The 2,041-nt window shown below is 57.2% G+C and carries 1 rRNA gene; it reads left to right on the plus strand.

What is annotated here, in order from left to right:
• Positions 1-266: 266 nt before the first annotated feature.
• A 16S ribosomal RNA gene (locus ACFYL4_RS27305) occupies positions 267-1,799 on the plus strand.
• Positions 1,800-2,041: the final 242 nt, after the last annotated feature.

Raw genomic sequence — 2,041 nt, forward strand, 5'->3', positions numbered from 1 at the left:
ACGCCGCGAAAGCGGCGGAAAAGCAGAAGCCTTCTCCGGAAGAGCAGACAGAGTTCAGACTCTGGCGCTTGTACGGGAAGAGTGATTGTTTCTTGAGAACTCAACAGCGCGTGTTTGATTTTCTTTAAGCCATGTTTGTTTTGGCCCCGACGCACTTCGGTGCGTAGGGTTCCTTTGATTAACCAACGCGAGTTGGTTGGTCAGGATTTCTTCTAGGTTTATCCGCCCCAGGCTGACCCCTGGTCGCCGGGACGGATTGTTTGACCTTTATGGAGAGTTTGATCCTGGCTCAGGACGAACGCTGGCGGCGTGCTTAACACATGCAAGTCGAGCGGTAAGGCCCTTCGGGGTACACGAGCGGCGAACGGGTGAGTAACACGTGAGCAACCTGCCCCTGACTCTGGGATAAGCGGTGGAAACGCCGTCTAATACCGGATACGACCCGCCACCTCATGGTGGAGGGTGGAAAGTTTTATCGGTCAGGGATGGGCTCGCGGCCTATCAGCTTGTTGGTGGGGTAACGGCCTACCAAGGCGATTACGGGTAGCCGGCCTGAGAGGGCGACCGGCCACACTGGGACTGAGACACGGCCCAGACTCCTGCGGGAGGCAGCAGTGGGGAATATTGCACAATGGGCGAAAGCCTGATGCAGCGACGCCGCGTGGGGGATGACGGCCTTCGGGTTGTAAACCTCTTTTACCACCAACGCAGGCTCCACGTTCTCGTGGGGTTGACGGTAGGTGGGGAATAAGGACCGGCTAACTACGTGCCAGCAGCCGCGGTAATACGTAGGGTCCGAGCGTTGTCCGGAATTATTGGGCGTAAAGAGCTCGTAGGCGGCATGTCGCGTCTGCTGTGAAAGACCGGGGCTTAACTCCGGTTCTGCAGTGGATACGGGCATGCTAGAGGTAGGTAGGGGAGACTGGAATTCCTGGTGTAGCGGTGAAATGCGCAGATATCAGGAGGAACACCGGTGGCGAAGGCGGGTCTCTGGGCCTTACCTGACGCTGAGGAGCGAAAGCATGGGGAGCGAACAGGATTAGATACCCTGGTAGTCCATGCCGTAAACGTTGGGCGCTAGGTGTGGGGACTTTCCACGGTTTCCGCGCCGTAGCTAACGCATTAAGCGCCCCGCCTGGGGAGTACGGCCGCAAGGCTAAAACTCAAAGGAATTGACGGGGGCCCGCACAAGCGGCGGAGCATGTTGCTTAATTCGACGCAACGCGAAGAACCTTACCAAGGTTTGACATCACCCGTGGACCTGTAGAGATACAGGGTCATTTAGTTGGTGGGTGACAGGTGGTGCATGGCTGTCGTCAGCTCGTGTCGTGAGATGTTGGGTTAAGTCCCGCAACGAGCGCAACCCTTGTTCCATGTTGCCAGCACGTAATGGTGGGGACTCATGGGAGACTGCCGGGGTCAACTCGGAGGAAGGTGGGGACGACGTCAAGTCATCATGCCCCTTATGTCTTGGGCTGCAAACATGCTACAATGGCCGGTACAATGGGCGTGCGATACCGTAAGGTGGAGCGAATCCCTTAAAGCCGGTCTCAGTTCGGATTGGGGTCTGCAACTCGACCCCATGAAGGTGGAGTCGCTAGTAATCGCGGATCAGCAACGCCGCGGTGAATACGTTCCCGGGCCTTGTACACACCGCCCGTCACGTCATGAAAGTCGGCAACACCCGAAACTTGTGGCCTAACCCTTCGGGGAGGGAATGAGTGAAGGTGGGGCTGGCGATTGGGACGAAGTCGTAACAAGGTAGCCGTACCGGAAGGTGCGGCTGGATCACCTCCTTTCTAAGGAGTCTTTTGAAGACCAACACCTTCTATCGTTGGTCGGACTCGAAAGTGGACCTCACACCCTCCGGGGTTGTGGGGAGTGGCTGAAGAGAATTGGACTTTGCCCTCGGCGACTAGAAGCGTCGGGGGGCGCGCTGTTGGGTGTCTGAGGAAGCAATCCTTGTGGTTGGTTCCCGCTACCACCTCCAGTAACTCCCATGGTCTTGGACTGTTTTCGGTTCGGGGTTGTGGTTTAGGTA

The sequence above is a fragment of the Nocardiopsis sp. NPDC006938 genome, from assembly GCF_042869555.1.
In the GTDB taxonomy this organism is placed as follows: domain Bacteria; phylum Actinomycetota; class Actinomycetes; order Streptosporangiales; family Streptosporangiaceae; genus Nocardiopsis.